Genomic DNA, 16,621 nt, shown 5'->3' with positions numbered 1-16,621 from the left:
ACTTCCGACGTGTGAGAGCTGAGTACCGGTTGCTGGGACCGCTGGAGGTAGTGCTCGACGGCGAGCCCGTGGCGGTTCCCGCCGGCCGCGGCCGGGTGTTGCTCGCCACGTTGTTGTTGCGCGCCAATCGGTTTACGTCGGTGGACGAGCTGGTCGAGCGGTTGTGGGAGGGCGCGCCGCCGGATCTGGACCGGGCGCACAAGACGCTGCAGACGGTCGTCATGCGGCTGCGGCAGGCGCTCGGCGAGGCCAACTGCGTGCGGCACGAGCCCGGCGGGTACCTGGCCGAGATCGAGCCGGAGCAGCTCGACCTGCTGCGGTTCCGCGCGCTGGTCGCGCGGCAGGAGTTCGGGGCCGCGCTCGCGTTGTGGCGTGGGCCGGTGCTGGGCAACGTCGTGTCGGAGTCGTTGCACCGCGACGAGGTGCCGTCGCTGCTGGAGGAGCAGCTCGCCGCGCTGGAGCAGCGGATCGAGGCGGATCTCACGGCCGGGCGGTCGGCGGACCTGGTGCCGGAGCTCCAGGACCTCACGCGCCGGCATCCGTTGCGCGACCGCTTCTGGGGTCACCTGATGCTCGCCCTGTACCGGTCGGGGCAGCAGGCCGGCGCGCTCGCGGCGTATCGGCAGGTCAGCGGGATGCTCGCGGACGAGCTGGGGATCGACCCGGCGCCCGCGCTGCGCGAGTTGCACGAGCAGATCCTGCGCGGAGAGGTCGCGCCGCCGAAGGAGAAGCGCGTCACGCCGAGGCAGCTGCCGCCGGCCCTCGCGACGTTCGCCGGGCGCGAGGACGACGTGGGGCGGCTGACGGCGAGCGGCGCGCCGGTGCTGGTCATCGCGGGCACAGGGGGCGTTGGCAAGACCTCCCTGGCCGTGCACTGGGCCCATCGGATCACCGAGCGATTCACGGACGGGCAGATCTTCGTGAACCTGCGTGGTCAGGATCCGGTGCGGGCCATGCTTCCGCAGGAAGCCCTGACCCTCGTTCTCAAAGCCCTGGGCGTCGACTCCGTGCCCGGCGGCCTGGACGAGCAGGTGGCGCTTTACCGGTCGCTCGTCGCGGACCGGAAGTTGTTGCTGTTGCTGGACAACGCCGCGAACGCCGAGCAGGTGCGGCCGCTGCTGCCCGCGTCCGCCGGAGCCCTGACGATCGTCACGAGCCGAGGTGACCTGCGCGGGCTCGCCCTGCACGACGCCGACCTGCTGCGGCTCCCGGTGCTGAGCGACGACGACGGAACCCGCGTGCTGGAGCGAGTGCTCGGTCCGGACCGCGTGCGGGCTGAGACGGAGGCCGCCGCCGCGTTGGTGCGGCTGTGCGGCGGCCTGCCGCTCGCGTTGCGCATCGCGGCCGCGGACCTGTCCTCTCAGGACGCGATGACCATCGCGGACAAGGTCGCGCAGCTCGACGACGACCGCCTCGGCGAACTCGCGGTGCCCGGTGATCCCGCCGCCGCGGTCAGCGTCGTCCTGGACGAGAGCTACTCCTCGTTGCCGGAGGAGACGCGGATGGTGTTGCGCAGGCTGGGTTTGTTGCCCGGCGCGGACTTCACCGCCAACGACGCCGCGGTCATCGCGGGCCTGCCCAATGCCCGCCGCCACCTCAACCACCTGGTCGCTGTGCACCTGGTCGAACAGCGCGGCACCCGCTTCGCCCTGCACGACCTGCTGCGCGTGTACGCGAGGGAACGGTGCACGAGCGAAGAGACCGACGAGGCCATTGCACGGCTTTACGACTTCTACCGCCGCATGACCCACGCCGCCGCCGAACTGCTGTTCCCGGACCAGCGGAGGTACCCGCTCGCGACGATCACGACCCAACTGCCCCACGTGGTGCTGAAGAGCACGGACGAGGCGTTCGCGTGGCTGAACGCCGAGCACACGAACCTGATCGCGACGATGCTCGTCGCGACCGAGCGGGGTGACCACCGACTTGTCGCCGAGCTCGGAGCCGTGGCCAACGCCTTCTACTACGACGTTCGCGACGACGCGAACTGGTCGGTGCTGTGCGAGATCCGGGACCGCTCCAGCCGTGCGTCCGGCGACGATCTGCTGGTCGCCGCCGCGGACCTGGGCACCTCCATCTACCACTTCTGCCAGGGCGACTTCGCGGGGGTGAAGCGGCTGGGGCAGGAAGCGCTCGACATCGGTCTGCGAGAGGGTGACCTGTCGATCCAGGCGAGCGCGCACCTCAACTTCGGAGCGATCGCACGGATGGCCGGCGACCCGGCCTCTGCCGCTGAACACATGCGGCAGGCCCTCGCGAACCAGGAGCAGGTGGGTTCGATCGAGGGACAGGCGTTGGTCCTGCGGAACCTCGCCGCCGTCAGTTTCGAGCTGTCCGACTACCTGGCCACCGAGCAGACGCTGCTCAGGACGAGGGAGCTGACAGGCTCGCCTGCTGTGCACGCGAGTGTCCACGACAGCCTGACCATCGTTTACCTGGAACTGGGCAGGTTCGCGGAGAGCAGGGCGCACCACGAGAAGTACCTCGCGTTGCTGGGTGAGCTCGGAAACTCTCTGCGCATCTCCCTCGGCACCGCCGCCATGGTCAAAGCCGAGCTGGCACGCGGGAAGGTCGACGAGGCTTTCGACCTCGTGCTCGACCTTCTCGAAGAGGTGCGGCACAGGGTTGGCCTGGAGGAGGAGTTCCACGTCTGGCAGGCGCTGGAGGAGGTGCTGGACCGCTGCGGTGAGCACGAGGACGCGCTCGCCGCCGCTCTGGTTCACCTGAGGCTCGCGGGTGAGGACTCCGCAGCCATCGCCTTCCGGCTCACCGCGCATCAGGCGGCCGGACGGGCGTACCGGAACCTCGGCGAACTCGAACCGGCAGCGGGCCATCTGAACGAGGCTCGCGCAGCCAGGGCGGACATCGCCTACAGCGTCGAAGGTGAAGGAGCGCTGTTCAGAGAACGCGCGTTGCTGCACCTCGCCACGGGAGAGACGGACGAAGCACTGCGGTGCGCGGAACAGGCGGTCGCCACGCACCAGCGACACCGCCAGCGGTACGAGGAAGGGCAGTCTCTCCGGGTGCTCGCCGAGGTGCGCCGTGCCGCGGGTGACGAGGAGGGCGCGGCGGCCGCGGCAGCGTCGGCCACCGACGCCTACCGGGACTGCGGCGTGCCGATAGGTTCGTCCGAATGACTGCCGAGTACCGCGTCCTTGGGCCGTTGGAAGTGCTCCTCGACGGCGAGCCTGTCGTTGTTCCCGCAGGTCGCGGGCGAGTGCTGCTCGCGACGTTGTTGTTGCGCGCCAACGAGTTCGTGTCTGTGGACGAGCTGGTCGAACGGGTGTGGGACGGAGAGCCGCCCGCCCTCGACCGTGCGCACAAGACGTTGCAGACCGTCGTGCTGCGGCTGCGGCAGTCGCTGGGCGCAGCCAACTGCGTCCGCACGTCGTCGCGTGGCTACACAGCCGAGGTCGCTCCCGGACAGCTCGATCTCGCCCGGTTCCGCGAGCTCGCCGCGCAGGGCGACCACCGGGCGGCGCTGGAGCTGTGGCGTGGCCCGGTGCTGGGCAACGTCACGTCGGAGTCGTTGCACCGCGAGGACGTGCCGCGGCTGGTGGAGGAGCAGGTCGTCACGCTGGAGCGCCGCATCGACGAGGACCTTGCCCGGGCCGCCGACGTGCTGGTGCCGGAGCTGTGGTCGCTCGTGCGGCAACACCCGTTGCGCGAGGTCTTCTGGGCTCAGCTGATGCTCGCGCTGCATCGCGCGGGGCGGCAGGCCGAGGCGCTCTCGGCCTACCAGGAGATCCGCAAGCGGCTCGCCGACGAACTGGGCGTGGACCCCGGCCGACGGCTGCGCGAGGCGCACGAGCAGGTCCTCAGCGGCGAGGTGCCCGCCTCGCCGGTCGTGCCCCGGCAGCTGCCACCCGCCTATCCGCACTTCGCGGGCCGTGAGCCCGAGCTGGCGCGGCTGACCGAGATGGTCAGGGTGCGCCCCGACGAACCGGTGCTGATCTCCGCGATCAACGGCATCGGTGGCGTCGGCAAGACAGCGCTCGCCGTGCAGTGGGCCCACCGGGTCGCCGACCGCTTCCCCGACGGGCAGCTCCACGTCAACCTGCGCGGCTTCGACCTCCGTGCCGAGCCGCTCGACCCCATCGCGGTGGCCCGCGACTTCCTCGTGGGGCTCGGTGTGCCCGCGAACGAACTGCCGACGTCGGACGAGGCGGTGATCGCCGAGTACAGGTCGTTGCTGGCGCGGCGCCGGGTGCTGGTGGTGCTGGACAACGCGAGGGACGTGGACCAGGTGCGCCCGTTGCTGCCCGGCGGGGCAGGCAACCTGGTGCTGATCACCAGCCGCAACCGCCTGAGCGGACTCGTCGCGCGCGAGGGCGCCCAGCCGGTCTCACTGGACGTCATGGACGAGCAGGCCGCGACCGACCTGCTGACCGAACGGATCGGCGCGGCACGGATCGCGGCCGAGCCGGACGCCGTCGCGCGGCTGGTCAAGCGCTGTGCGGGACTTCCGCTGGCGCTGGGGATCGTGGCCGCCCGCGCCGCCTACGGCGACCCGCTCACGGCACTCGCGGACGAGCTGGAGAAGGAACGGCTCGACGCGCTCGACATCGACGACCCGACCACGGGTGTCCGCCACGTCTTCTCCTGGTCGCTGCGGTCGGTCAGCGAGGACGCGGCCAGGGTGTTCGTGATGCTCGGCCGTCATCCCGGCCCGGAGTTCACGGTCGAGGCCGCCGCGAGCCTCGCGGCCGTCTCGGGAACGGAAGCACGGCGGGCGCTCGCTGAACTGGTCGGGAGCAGCCTCGTCACCCGGACGAGCATCGGCCGATATCTGCTGCACGACCTGTTGCGGGACTACGCCGCTGAACGCTTCGGCGAGCTGTCGCAGGAACGGCAGGCCGAGGCGCAACAGCGCATGTTCGACCACTACCTGCACTCCTCGCTGAAGGCGAACCGATGGACCGAGAGCAGGGCCGTCTGGACGCCACTGGCACCTCCGTCGCCGGCGGCCGTGATCGCGCCGGTGCCGGACGTGCAGGCGGCGAAGGACTGGTTCCGGACCGAGCAGTCGGTGCTGCTGGGCATGTTGACCGAGATGGTGACGGCGGGTGCGGACGACCTCGTGTGGCGGTTGGCCTACACGCTCCACCTGCCTCTCTTGCGAGAGGGACTGCTGGTCGAAGGCGAGGAAGCCGAGTTGCTCGCGCTGGCCGCCGCACAACGGCGGGACGACGTGTTCGGGCGGCAGCGGCTCCACCGGGCGCTCGGCGGGATCTACATCGCGAAACGAGAGTTGCCGAAGGCTGAGCACCACCTGCGCTCGGCGTTGCGCTGCGAAGAGGAGATGGACAACGTCGACGGGCAGGTGGACGTCTCACGCGGGCTGGCGCACGTGTACGAGGAGCTGGGGCACCACGACCGCTCACTGGAGGTCCTGAGCCGCCTGCACCCGAGGATCGCCGAGCTGAACGTGTACCAGCGAGGCTATTACCTCGCGGCGCTCGCAAGGGCCCACCAGCAGGTCGGCGAGCGCGAGCGTGCGATCGAACTCTGCATGGAGGCGGAGGCGTCGTTCGCGTTGGACGACGGCCCGAAGAAGATGCCCCACGCGAACAACGCCGAGACGCTGGGGGACATCTACGTGGAACTGGGCAGGTACGCCGAGGCCGTGGAGAGCTACCGCCTCTCCGTTGACCGGATGCGGGCGATGCACCACACCTACTACCTGGGAGAAGGGCTCTTCCGGCTGGCGAGGACACAGATCGCCGCAGGGGAGCCAGAGGCGGCGCGGGAACACCTGGTGGAGGCCTTGTCGATCTACGAGAAGCTGCACCACCGCGGGACGGAAGAGGCACGTGCGCTACTCGCATCGGTGATCAATGTATGAGGCGAGGTTTGTACCGACCCCCGTGGGGTAATCCAGAAAAGGATTCCCCACCTGGAGGTGTCATGATCGTCCTCGGTCTCATTCTGCTCGTCGTCGGGTGGCTGATGGGTATCAGCATTCTGACGACCCTGGGAGTGGTACTCCTGGTGATCGGCGCGATCCTCGCCGTGTTGGGCGCGGTCGGCAAGCCGATCGGCGGACGGGCGCACTACTTCTAAACACGCGCACTGCTCACCGTTCCTCCCCGGAAACGGTGAAGGGGGAGCCTCCCTTGTGGAGGCTCCCCCTTCTGCTTGTCTCACAAGCTTTTTACACGTTGTTCTTAGCGCGTGCGGCAGCGGCGAACACTCCGAACGCGACCCCCAGCATGGCCAGAGCGGCGACAGCGGCAACTACAAGATCAACAGACATGATCAGAAAACTCCCTCTTGCGATCTCTCCCAGTCCTAATGACGCCGGGGTACCCCGTTTCGTTGCCTCGGGTAACGTTTTCGGGGTGAAACTCCGTGCTGTGGAAGCGCGTGTGCTCTCCGTAGCACCGTGGCTGCTCGCGTTGTCGGTCGCCGGGCACCTGTTCATGGTCGCGTTCCAGGCGAAGATGACCATGATCGACCTGTTGGTGTACCGCAACGGGTCGCCGCACCTGTTCTCCGGCGACCTCTACGAGTGGCGGCTCGACCAGTACGCGGACGTGTTCCCGCTGCCGTTCACCTACCCGCCGTTCGCGGCCGCGATCTTCACGCCGATGAGCTGGGTGCCGTGGGAGGCCTCGCGCTGGATCTGGCAGCTGATCTGCCTGGGCTGCCTCTACTACATCGTGCGCACGGCCCTGAAACTGCTGAAGCTGCAGGACCCGCGTCGCGCCATGATGTGGACCGCGCTGACGCTGTGGATCGAGCCGGTCCGCACCACGCTCAACTACGGCCAGATCAACCTGGTGCTGGTCGCGATCCTGATCGGCACGCTCGCCAGCGCGCGCAACTGGGTCGGCGGCGCCGGTGTCGGGTTCGCCGCGGGCATCAAGCTCACGCCCGCGATCTCCGGGCTGTACTTCCTCATTCAGCGCCGGTGGATGGCCGCTGTGTGGTCGTTCGTCGCTTTTGTCGTGGTGTACGGCATCGGCTGGGCCATCTCACCGTCCCAGTCGGACAAGTTCTGGTTCCAGCTGCTCGGTGACGCGAGTCGCGTCGGGCCGGTCGGCAGCGCGATCAACCAGTCGCTGCGCGGTGCCCTGAGTCGCACTGTCGGTTACGACGTGAAGACCGGGCCGATCTACATCGTCGCCGTGCTCGTCGCGGCCGCGCTCACGTGGTTCGCGGTCAGCAGGACGAAGGACGTGCTGGCGTTGATCGTCAGCGTCCAGATGCTCGGCCTGCTGGTCTCGCCGATCTCGTGGAGCCACCACTGGGTGTGGATGGTGCCCGCCCTGCTGTGGCTGATCTACGAGGGCGGACACCTCCTGTGCAAGATCACTGCCGGCTTGTGGGTGCTGCTGACCGGCGGCTACCTGATCTCGTTCCTGCTGCTCGCCCAGCCGAACATCTGGGACTTCCCGCGGCCCTGGGTCTTCGTGGCGCTCGGCTGGGGCTATCCGGCCGCGGGCCTGCTCACGCTCGTCGCGATCGGTCTAGCAACCCGGCGTGAGAGGGACGAGCTGCTGCCCGGCGATGAGGAAGCTGCCCACAGCGAACCCACCGGTGTCACCGGCTGAGGCCGGTTTCCACGAGTTGCGGGCCGCGACCCAGCCCAGCGTTCCGTCGGCGTCCAGCGCGGTCAGGAGGGCTTGCCAGCCCTTCTGGACGTGCGGAAGGTAGGTCTCCCGGTCGAGCACGCCCGCGTTGATGCCGGCGGCGATCGCGTAGGTGATCATCGCGGTGGCCGCGGAGTCCTTGCCGGTGCTGCCCCAGAAGCCGTCGTGGCGCTGCAGGAACTTGAGCGTCTGCACGCTCTTACGCAGCGTCTTGGCGTACTCGGCGCGGTAGGGGTGGTCGGCCGGCAGCGCGAGCATCGCCTTGGCCAGGCCCTGCACGGCCCAGCCGGTGGTCTGCGCGTTCAGGCTCCACAGGCCCGTGAACTCGTTGAACGTCCGTGCCTTGAGGCTGCGGTACGACTTGAACGAGTAGTCGAGCATGGCCTGGTCCTGGTCGGCCACGGCGACGCGGGTGAACGACGGCAGCGCCATGTTCAGCGCGTCCGGCGACTTCCAGTAGTCCGTCCTGCCGTCCTTCACCTGGGCGCGCAGGGTGTCGCGCAACGGCTGCAGCACCTCGGGCTCCGGGTGGAAGTAGGCCACGTCGAGGTACGGCTCACCGGTCGACTGGGCGTCCGGGGCGTAGGGATTCGCCGGGTCGAGCGGCAGCAGGTACTTGTTCGCCTGCACCCACGGCCACGTCTTGTGGTTGCTGATCCCGGTGGTCCGCACCTGGGCGAGGTTGCCGACGTGGAAGCTCGCGTTGGACCAGTTGTTCGCCGCGAGGTCGGTGCCCTTGGTGACCCACGTCGCGCTGGCCTTGATCATCGTGTCCGTTACGGCACAAGGTACGGCCTGAGCGGCCGCGGGGACGATCAAAAGACTGCCAGCCAGCGCCACGGTGAAAATAGGTGTACGCAACCGCATGAGGGTGTTCCCTCTCATTTCCGCGGGCGGCGGCAGCGCACATCTTGACCGAATCAGCTCATCGCGTCCAGGACTCCGTCGATCTCCTCGGCGAGGGACACGTCGAGCGCGGTGATTCCTCCCTTGTAATGGGTGCTCAGGCGAAATGTCAGCGTCTTGTAGCGGATGTCGATGTCCGGGTGGTGGTTGTCGTTCTCGGCGATCTCCGCGATCCGGTTCACGACCATGATCGCGTGGGAGAAGCTCGCCAGCTCCACGGTCCGGACCAGCGCCGCGTCCTGGGCACTCCAGTCGGGCAGCTTGGGCAGCACGTCGTTCAACTGATCGTCGCTCAACAGCTCGGCCATGTCCTGATCGTCCCACCACGTCACGTAAGCTGCGCGTTTGCCACGGGAGTCCGGTGAAGCGCCGGGCTGAGAGGAGGGCTCGCAAGCCCTCGACCGTCCACCTGATCCGGGTCATACCGGCGTAGGGAGAGGTTTGACGTGAGAAGGATTTTCGCTGTTGTCGCTGCTCTGGCGTTGACCGGTTGTTCGGCCGGTACTTCGACCGCGCCGCAGACGCACGAGGTCACATTGGTGACGCACGACTCGTTCGTCGTGAAGCCGGAGGTTCTGGAGGAGTTCCAGAAGTCCTCGGGAATCACCGTGAAGCAGATCGCCAGCGGTGACGCGGGCGAGCTGACGAACAAGCTGGTGCTCACGAAGGCGAACCCGATCGGCGACGTCGCGTTCGGCGTCGACTCGACGTTCGCCTCGCGGGCGCTGTCGGAGGGCGTGTTCGCCGAGTACGCCTCGCCGGAAGCCTCGAAGGGGGCCGCGCGGTACAAGGCCGACGACACGAACCGCCTGCAGGCCGTCGACGTCGGTGACGTGTGCCTGAACATCGACCCGGCCAAGCTCGGCGGCGTCGAGCCCAAGTCGTACGACGACCTGGCCGACCCGAAGTTCAAGGACAAGCTGGTCGTGGAGAACCCGGCCACGTCCTCGCCCGGTCTCGCGTTCCTGCTCGGCACGATCGCCAAGTACGGCGAGAACGGCTGGCAGGAGTACTGGACCAAGCTCAAGGCCAACGGCGTCAAGGTCGTGAGCGGCTGGGAAGAGGCCTACAACCAGGAGTTCTCCGCCACCAAGGGCGACCGGCCGATCGTCGTGTCCTACGCGTCGTCGCCGTCGGCAGAGGGCGGCAAGACCAAGGCCGTGCTGGACACCTGCTACCGCCAGGTCGAGTACGCGGGTGTGCTGTCCGGGGCCAAGAACTCCGAGGACGCGAAGAAGGTCCTCGACTTCCTGCTGGGCGAGAAGTTCCAGGCCCAGGTGGCCGAGCAGATGTACGTCTACCCGTCGCGTGAGGGTGTCGCGCTGCCCGAGTCGTGGGCCAAGGACGCGCCGTTGCCGCCGAACCCGCAGACCCTGCCCGCGGACAAGGTGAAGGACAACCGCGAAGCGTGGGTCGAGCAGTGGCGCAAGCTCGTGCAGGGCTGAGTGGTCGCGATGGTGACCGGCCGGCGGCGCGTGCTGTCAGTGGCCTGATCCCGGCGCGTTGGGGCTGGTCGGCGGCGGCCTTGCTGCCGCTGGCCTTCCTGGGACTGTTCTTCGCGTGGCCCGTGCTGGCGATCGTGTCGCTCGGGCTGCGCGAAGGTGGCGTGGCCTCCGTGCTCGTCGACGGAGACACCTGGGAACTCGTCGGGTTCACGCTGGGACAGGCCTTGGCGTCGACGGTCGTGGCGGTCGTCGCCGGGATGCCGCTGGCGTTCGTGCTGGCGCGGTGCCGGATCCGCGGGCTCGGCGTGATCCGGGCCGCGGTGATGGTGCCGTTCGTGCTGCCGACCGTGGTGGTGGGCCTGGCCTTCCGGACGTTCTGGCCGGACGGCGGGGTGTTGCCGATCGTGCTGGCGAACGCGTTCTTCAACGTGGCCGTGGTCGCGCGGACCGTGGGCGGGCTGTGGGCGCACACGGATCGGCGAGCTGAGGACGCGGCCCGGGCCCTGGGTGCTTCGCGTCCGCGTGCCTTCTTGTCGGTGGTGTTGCCGGCGTTGGCGCCGGCGATCGGGTCGGCCGCGGCGGTCGTGTTCCTCTTCTGTGCCACGAGTTTCGGCGTGGTGCTGGTGCTGGGCGGCTCGCGGTACCGGACGCTGGAGACCGAGATCTACCTGCGGACGGTCGAGCTGTTCGACCTGTCCGGCGCGGCGGCTCTGTCTTTGTTGCAGTTCCTCGCCGTGCTCGCGGTGCTGGTGCTGGGTGCGTTGGCGCGGCGCCGGCGGGAGACCGCGCTGGCGTTGCGCGACAGGGAAGAGCTGGCGCGGCGGCCGTCCGGTGGCGAGTGGTACGTGGTCTTCGCCGCCTTTGCCGTGGTGGCGGCGTTGCTGACGCCCGTGGTCGGATTGGTGACGCGTTCACTGTCCACTCGGGACGGCTGGAGCCTCGCCGGGTATGTGGCGCTGAACACCCGTGGTGACCGCGGCACGTTGGCGGTGACCGGGATCGACGCCGCGGTGAACTCGCTGCGGACGGCCTTCGACGCGACTCTCGTGGCGTTGGTGGTCGGGGTGTTCTCGGCGGTGGTGCTGGTCGGGTTGCGGCGGTCGGGGAGCCGCGTCTCCGAGGTGCTCGACACCGCGCTGATGCTGCCGCTCGGGGTGTCCGCGGTGACGGTCGGCTTCGGCTACCTGATCACGATGGACGCGTTGCCGGGCGACTTCCGCACTTCGCCGATGCTGGTGCCGCTGGCGCAGGCGCTGGTGGTCACGCCGTTGATCGTGCGGATGGTGCTGCCGGTGCTGAGGGCGGTCGACGAACGGCTGCGGCAGGCGGCCGCGACGCTGGGCGCCTCACCGTTGCGGGTGTGGCGCGAGGTGGATCTGCCGCTGGCCGGGCGGTCGTTGGTGGCGGCGGCAGGGTTCGGGTACGTGGTGGCGCTGGGGGAGTTCGGGGCGACGAGCTTCCTGGCCCGCCCGGACGCGCCGACGCTGCCGGTGGTGATCGCGCGGCTGATGTCGCGGCCGGGGGAGTTGAACAGCCAGATGGCCTACGCGGCGTGCGCGCTGCTGATGGTCGTGACGGTCGGGTGCGTGCTGCTGATCGAACGGTTGCGCGTGCCGAGCAGCGGGGAGTTCTGATGGCGCTGGAACTGGACTCGATCACCGTCCGTTATGGACAGACGGCCGCGGTGTCGGACGTGTCGCTGTCGGTGTCGGACGGCGAGGTCGTGGCGTTGCTCGGGCCGTCCGGGTGCGGGAAGTCGACGTTGCTGCGCACCGTGGCGGGGCTGGAGAAGCCTTCCTCCGGCGCGGTTCGCTGGGACCGCGCCGACCTGGCCGGCGTTCCGGTGCACCGGCGTGAGTTCGGGCTGGTCTTCCAGGACGGGCAGCTGTTCCCGCACCGGACGGTCGCCGGGAACGTGGCCTTCGGCCTGCGGATGAAGAAGGTCGAGCGCGAGACGCGGGACAAGCGCGTGCTGTCGCTGCTGGAACTCGTCGGGCTCGAAGGCTATGCCGATCGCCGGGTGACGCAGCTGTCCGGCGGCGAACAGCAGCGGGTGGCGCTGGCGCGGGCCTTGGCGCCGTCACCGCGGTTGTTGCTGCTGGACGAACCGTTGTCGGCACTGGACCGGGCGTTGCGCGAACAGCTCGCGGTCGACCTGGCGCGGTTGCTGCGGGAGGCCGCGACGACGGCGCTCGTGGTGACGCACGACCACGACGAGGCGTTCACGCTGGCCGATCGCGTGGCGATCATGTCGCGCGGCCGGATCGTCCAGGTCGGCCCGCCGGCCGAGGTGTGGTCGTCGCCGGTGGACGTGGAGACCGCGAAGTTCCTGGGCTGCAACAAGTTCGTGCCCGGATCGTTCGTCGGGCTGGACGTGGAACGGGTCGGGCTGCGGGCCACAGCGCTCCGGGTCGACTCCGACGGCCTGCTGGAGGGCACCGTGCTGGAACGGGTGCACCGGCGCGATCACGTGCGGCTGCTCGTGGAGATCGGCGGCGAGGAGTACGAGGCCGTGGGGCCGGTGTCCGTCGGGGACCGCGTGCGGCTAGCAATTGACTTGGACGGCGTTGCGCGCGTCGGGTAGTCATGGAGCCCTATGGGACTTCATGGGGGACGCGTCGCGCTCGTCACGGGCGTGAGCAGACGGCAGGGAATCGGCTACGCGATCGCATCGCGGCTTCGCGGGCTGGGTTTCGATCTGTTCGTGCAGCACCACGTCGCGCACGACGCTTCACAGCCGTGGGGAGCTGACTCCGTGGACGAAGTGATGGCGGACCTCGGCGCTCAAGGGCTGGGCGTGGATCTTGCCCGGCCGGACGCGCCTGATGAGCTGATGGCCGCGGCTGTCGAGGCTTGCGGACGCGTCGACGTGCTGGTGTGCAACCACGCGCGGTCCGGCGGCGACGGGCCGTTGGGTTCGCTGGACGCCACGATGCTGGACGAGCACTACGCCGTGAACACGCGGTCGTCGATCCTGTTGGCGCAAGCGTTTGCCCGCCAGTGGAGCAGGACTGATGGTGGACGGATCGTGTTCCTGACGTCCGGGCAGAACCTCGGCCCGATGCCCGGTGAGGTGGCCTATGCGGCGTCGAAGGGTGCCCTGGTCGCGATCGTCGCCACGTTGTCGCACGAGCTGGCGGACCGGGGCATCACGGTCAACGTGGTGAACCCCGGCCCGACCGACACCGGCTGGGCCGGTCCGGAGCTGATCGACTTCGTGAACGAGGATGCCGGCGAAGCGCTGGGGCCGGCCTGACGACGCCGCCCGGCTGATCTCCTGGCTGTGCACCGACGACGCCGCGTGGATCACCGGACAGGTGATCAACAGCGAGGGCGGGTTCCGGCGATGATCAGCCACGCGCCGGACGGGTACGAGTGCCCGTTCTGCTTCCTGCTCGCCGGCGGGGAGACCGAGATCGACAGCCAGAGCGACGTGGTGCTGCGCACCGAGCTGGCGACCGCGTTCGTCGCGTCCGGGTGGTGGGCGAACAACCGCGGTCACGTCATCGTGATCCCCAACGAGCACCACGAGAACATCTACGACCTGCCCGCCGAGTACGGCCACGCCGTGCACGACGTCGTTCGTGAGATCGCCGTCGCCATGCGGGAGGCGTACGGCTGTGAGGGGATCTCCACCCGTCAGCACAACGAGCCCGCCGGTGGCCAGGACGCGTGGCACTTCCACGTCCACGTCATCCCGCGGTACCACGGCGACGACCTCTACGGGTCGAAGCCGCTACCGGGATTCGCCACCGGCGAGCAACGCCGGCCTTATGCGGACAAGCTGCTAGCTGTCCTTCGTGACCAGGCGGATCGCCGCCAGCCCCGTGCCGATCAGCAGGTAGCAGCCGGCGAGCAACGTGCTGTCGCCGATCTGCCCCAACGGGATCGGGTCGCGCATCACGTCGATCAGTCCGGGGAAACCGGTGGTGATCAGGAACGGGTGCAGCCAGTCCAGTGACGAGAACTGGCCGAGCACCTGGAACACGATGATCGTCACCATGGTCGCCGCCTGTACCACCAGCGGGTGCTCGGTGGCGGACGAGACGGCGAGGGCGACAGCGCCGATCGACACCATCTGGAACGTCACCAGCAGGATGAACAAACCGATGCGCAGCAGGCCCTCTCCGGTCGAGAGAGTGGTGCCGGACAGCGTCGCCATGCCGTCGGAACCGAGGAACGCGGTGCCGGCGATGATGCCGACGACGGCCATCAGCGTGACGGCGAGCAACGACATCGCGGTGAGGCCGAACAGCTTCACGAACAGCAGCCGCACGCGGGACACCGGCGCGACCAGCAGGCCGCGCAACGTGCCGTGCTGGGCCTCGCCCGCCAGGCCGTCCGCCGCCCAGATCGACGCCACCAGCGGCAGCAACAGGTTGAGCGACAGGAACAACGTGAAGATCGGCACGACCATGCCGTTGCCCTCGATGATCGCGGCGAGCCCAGGGCCGCCGCCACCGTCGTCGCCGGCCGTCCAGATGCCGAAGCTGATGATGATCGGCACGAGGATCAGGCCGAACAACCCGATGAGGGTCCGCGGCCTGCGCAGCATCCAGCGCACCTCGGAACCGAACTGACGCGTGATCATCGCCGTCCCCCGTCCAGAGTGTCCACAGCGGACATTCCGCGTTCGGCCTCCTCGGCCTCGGTGAGCCGGGCGAACAGCTCCTCCAGGCCGGTCTTCCAGCGCGTCGCCTCGTAGACCTGGGCGCCTCCGTGCACGAGCGTCTCGATCACCTGCGGCGCGCTCGTCCCCGCGAGCTCGACCCGCAGGCCGTCACCGAGCGGCCGGGCGGAGATCTTCGCCTGCCGCAACGCGCTCAGTGCCTTCTCGACGTCCGGTGTGATCACCTGGAGCGCCGATCCGCCCGCCTGCAGCAGTTCGGTCAGCTCTCCTTGCGCCACAACGGTTCCGCGGTGCAGCACGGCGACGTGCGTGCAGGTGGCCTCGACCTCGCTCAGCAGGTGGCTGGAGACGAGGACGGTGCTGCCCGCCGCGTGCAGGTCCGCGATGATCTTGCGGATCTCCCGCGTGCCGGCCGGGTCGAGGCCGTTGGTCGGCTCGTCGAGGACGACGAGCTTGCGCGGCACGAGCAACGCCGCGGCCAGGCCGAGACGCTGCTTCATGCCGAGCGAGTACCCCCGGTACCTGCGGTGGGCCGCCTGCGCGAGCCCGACGCGTTCGATCGCGTCCTCGACCGCCTGCTTGATCTGCTTCTTGGGCAGCAGAGGCTCGAACGCGGCACACCTGACGAGGTTCTCCCGTCCGCTCAGGAACGGGTGGAACCCCGGACCCTCGACCAGCGCGCCGACGTGCGGCAGCACCTGCTCGGCTCCGTCGGGAAGACGTCGGCCGAGCAGTTCGATCTCCCCCTGCGTGGGGCGGACCAACCCGAGCAGCATCCGGATCGTGGTCGTCTTGCCGGACCCGTTGGGCCCGAGCATGCCGAGCACGGCACCTTCCGGCAGCTCGAGGTCGACGCGGTCCACGGCGACCGTGCTCCCGTACTCCTTGCGCAGACCCTTGGTCCGCGCGGCGACAGCGTGTTTCGACGGCGCTGTCACCGGCGCGCTGGTCGAGGTGGTCACTTCACCTGTCCGATCGTGTCGAACAGCACCTGCTCGGGCACGGCGCCCGCGACAACACGGCCGTCGTCCGCGATCAGGACCGTGGCGACCTTGGTGTTGAAGATCTTGCCGCTACCCCAGGCACCGCTCACCTTCTTGGTGAACCGGTCGACCATGCCCTGCGCCTCGGCGGGCACCTGGGTCATGGCCTCCGCCGGAATCCTCGCGCCGACGACGGTGTCCCAGCCGGTGCCGAAGATCTGCGGGTCCTTGCCCTGCAGGGCCTGCTCGATGCCCATCTCGGGCATGCGGTCGCGGCCCTTCTCCTCCTTGGCCTCCGGCGTGGTGACCTTGGCGTTGGCGGGCGGCGTGAACTCGAACAGCTTCGAGTCCTGCGGGCCGACGTTGATCTCGCTGAAGCCGACCAGGCCGACCGGCTCGCTCGTGCCGTTGGTCAGAACGGCGACGCGCAGCGGCATCTTGAGCTCGGAGTCGACCGCGATCCGCACCTCGCGGATCAGGGTCTTCTCGCTGGCCTTGGGGGTCAGCACGAGCTCGTAGGCGGCACGGTTCGCGACTCGCGCTGTGCCGTCGACGCTGATGTCGCTGAACTCCTTGGTCAGCCCGACGACCTGCTTGGCCGCCGTGGCCGGGTCCATGGTCTCGGCCTTCCCGGTGTCCGGCTTCGGCTCGTCGGCCTTGTGCTCGGACTTGGTGACCTCGTTGTCCGCGGAGTTCCACGACCACGTGGTCGTGCCGTCGTCGACGATGGTCTGCTCGGACTGGCCGTTCGGCAGGGCGAGCCGGAGCTTGCCGTTGCCGTCCGTCCAGATCCGCGCGCTGTGCTTGCCGTCGGCGAGCTGCGGGATCTCCGCGATCGACGGCAGACCGAGCTTGTTGTCGACCTCCACGGTTCCGCCGAACGCACTCGGCTTGCTCGTCAGAACCTGCTCGACGAGCGTCTCCGCGGACACGTCCGGCAGGGACGGCGGCTGGCCCGCACCCGCCGGCATGGCGAGCAGGCTCAGGCCTGTCGCTCCGGTGATCACTCCGGCCGCCGCAGCGGCCAGGGTCACCTTTCGCTTGTTCATCAGTGGTCCCCTC

General features: G+C 69.0%; 14 protein-coding genes and 1 pseudogene. 10 read left to right on the top strand and 5 right to left on the bottom strand.

Going from position 1 to position 16,621, the window contains the following annotated elements; genetic code table 11:
* The first annotated feature begins 11 nt into the window (after positions 1-11).
* From BM417_RS32690 to BM417_RS32675, 4 genes are all read left to right on the top strand, one after another.
* A complete protein-coding gene (locus BM417_RS32690) occupies positions 12-3,137 on the top strand; it encodes an AfsR/SARP family transcriptional regulator (RefSeq protein WP_177320715.1) in 3,126 nt (1,041 codons plus the stop codon).
* Positions 3,134-5,845, top strand: a complete 2,712-nt coding sequence (locus BM417_RS32685) for an AfsR/SARP family transcriptional regulator (protein ID WP_093602514.1) — start codon at positions 3,134-3,136, stop codon at positions 5,843-5,845. Before BM417_RS32690 ends, BM417_RS32685 begins: the two co-directional genes overlap by 4 nt.
* Positions 5,846-5,907: 62 nt before the next feature.
* Positions 5,908-6,063, top strand: coding sequence for a DUF6131 family protein (locus BM417_RS48105; RefSeq protein WP_089909616.1), 156 nt, complete (start codon positions 5,908-5,910; stop codon positions 6,061-6,063).
* A 278-nt stretch (positions 6,064-6,341) separates the two neighbouring features.
* The gene (locus BM417_RS32675) at positions 6,342-7,556 is read left to right on the top strand and encodes a mannosyltransferase (RefSeq protein ID WP_093602512.1); all 1,215 of its coding nucleotides are present in this window, start codon (positions 6,342-6,344) and stop codon (positions 7,554-7,556) included.
* Here BM417_RS32675 and BM417_RS32670 read toward each other — a convergent pair.
* Together BM417_RS32670 and BM417_RS32665 are read right to left on the bottom strand one after the other, a co-directional pair.
* Positions 7,473-8,363 (bottom strand): glycoside hydrolase family 88 protein, encoded by an 891-nt coding sequence (locus BM417_RS32670; RefSeq protein ID WP_177320714.1) that lies wholly within the window; start codon positions 8,361-8,363, stop codon positions 7,473-7,475. The two genes, BM417_RS32675 and BM417_RS32670, sit on opposite strands and share 84 nt — an antisense overlap.
* A gap of 152 nt (positions 8,364-8,515) precedes the next feature.
* On the bottom strand, positions 8,516-8,809 hold the full coding sequence (locus BM417_RS32665; RefSeq protein ID WP_093602787.1) for a 4a-hydroxytetrahydrobiopterin dehydratase: 294 nt from the start codon (positions 8,807-8,809) through the stop codon (positions 8,516-8,518).
* Positions 8,810-8,947: 138 nt separating this feature from the next.
* Between BM417_RS32665 and BM417_RS32660 the strand changes: the two genes are divergently transcribed.
* The 6 genes and pseudogenes from BM417_RS32660 to BM417_RS49400 form a co-directional block, all read left to right on the top strand.
* Positions 8,948-9,946 (top strand): thiamine ABC transporter substrate-binding protein, encoded by a 999-nt coding sequence (locus BM417_RS32660; RefSeq protein ID WP_093602508.1) that lies wholly within the window; start codon positions 8,948-8,950, stop codon positions 9,944-9,946.
* A complete protein-coding gene (locus BM417_RS32655; protein WP_093602506.1) occupies positions 9,922-11,580 on the top strand; it encodes an ABC transporter permease in 1,659 nt (552 codons plus the stop codon). The genes BM417_RS32660 and BM417_RS32655 overlap by 25 nt, the downstream gene beginning before the upstream one ends.
* Positions 11,580-12,530, top strand: a complete 951-nt coding sequence (locus BM417_RS32650; RefSeq protein WP_093602504.1) for an ABC transporter ATP-binding protein — start codon at positions 11,580-11,582, stop codon at positions 12,528-12,530. Before BM417_RS32655 ends, BM417_RS32650 begins: the two co-directional genes overlap by 1 nt.
* A gap of 51 nt (positions 12,531-12,581) precedes the next feature.
* Complete coding sequence (locus tag BM417_RS32645; RefSeq protein WP_322789005.1) at positions 12,582-13,202, top strand: SDR family NAD(P)-dependent oxidoreductase; 621 nt, start codon at positions 12,582-12,584, stop codon at positions 13,200-13,202.
* Positions 13,174-13,296, top strand: coding sequence for an SDR family oxidoreductase (locus BM417_RS50145; protein ID WP_322789007.1), 123 nt, complete (start codon positions 13,174-13,176; stop codon positions 13,294-13,296). Before BM417_RS32645 ends, BM417_RS50145 begins: the two co-directional genes overlap by 29 nt.
* Positions 13,293-13,643: pseudogene (locus BM417_RS49400) on the top strand (HIT family protein); the annotation flags it as partial. The gene BM417_RS50145 and the pseudogene BM417_RS49400, both read left to right, overlap by 4 nt.
* A 90-nt stretch (positions 13,644-13,733) precedes the next feature.
* On the opposite strand, the gene BM417_RS32635 reads toward BM417_RS49400, so the two are convergent.
* From BM417_RS32635 to BM417_RS32625, 3 genes are read right to left on the bottom strand one after another with little or no spacing between them, the layout of a single operon-like run.
* Positions 13,734-14,537, bottom strand: coding sequence for an ABC transporter permease (locus BM417_RS32635; protein ID WP_093602502.1), 804 nt, complete (start codon positions 14,535-14,537; stop codon positions 13,734-13,736).
* Entirely contained in the window at positions 14,534-15,538 is a 1,005-nt protein-coding gene (locus BM417_RS32630) for an ABC transporter ATP-binding protein (protein WP_093602500.1), read from the bottom strand. Before BM417_RS32630 ends, BM417_RS32635 begins: the two co-directional genes overlap by 4 nt.
* A complete protein-coding gene (locus BM417_RS32625; RefSeq protein ID WP_093602498.1) occupies positions 15,535-16,608 on the bottom strand; it encodes a LolA family protein in 1,074 nt (357 codons plus the stop codon). Before BM417_RS32625 ends, BM417_RS32630 begins: the two co-directional genes overlap by 4 nt.
* Between the last annotated feature and the right edge of the window lie 13 nt (positions 16,609-16,621).

Source organism: Lentzea waywayandensis (genome assembly GCF_900115955.1).
GTDB classification, from domain to species: Bacteria; Actinomycetota; Actinomycetes; order Mycobacteriales; family Pseudonocardiaceae; genus Lentzea; species Lentzea waywayandensis.
This window is presented reverse-complemented; position numbering and strand designations above follow the sequence as displayed.